Annotated in this window: 1 protein-coding gene; it reads right to left on the bottom strand. The window is 44.5% G+C overall.

All coding sequences use genetic code 11. The features are described 5' to 3' along the window. Positions 1–30 precede the first annotated feature (30 nt). Positions 31–532 (bottom strand): cytochrome c nitrite reductase pentaheme subunit (gene nrfB / locus R8N49_RS30020; protein WP_318190813.1); only part of this gene is annotated, 502 nt, incomplete at its 5' end.

Below are 532 nucleotides of genomic sequence, written 5' to 3'. Positions count from 1 at the left end.
GCTAAAAAATTTCGTCTTGAACACTTCATGCTATCTCTCCTCGTCTTTTGCAAGTTCAGGTTCAGCAGCAAACTGAGAGTGGCAATCGACACATTGTTTGATGAGCTGTTTTCTGTCGTAAGAAAGCGCTTTCGTTTTGGCAGCGTGAACATCGTGACAATTTGAACAGGTCAAATTTTTAGCATGAACATCATGCGTCCAATTACTTTCTCTCAACTGAGTTGGAGCGTGGCAATCTACACACTGGCTATTCGCTTTGAGAATGGTGCTTGGATCAAGAAAAACCTTGTCATGCACTGCTTTTGATTGCGCAGCAGCAAACTTGATCACATCAGGAGCCCCTTCACGGTGATCTGGCCCGATATTGCTGTGACAGTTTGTGCAGTTAAGTGTTTTACCTTGGCTAAGCAGCGCTTCTGGCTCATGCGACAAATTCAGAGTTTCTTTGGCATCCTTATGACATTGAAGACATTTGTAGTCTCGGTCACGAATCAGCTCAACTTGATGGCGAGTGGTTTGTGCACCCTCAACA

It is taken from the genome of Vibrio sp. 1978, from assembly GCF_033344345.1.
The sequence above is the reverse complement of the archived record's forward strand: the minus strand, read 5'-3'. Positions and strand labels throughout refer to the sequence as shown.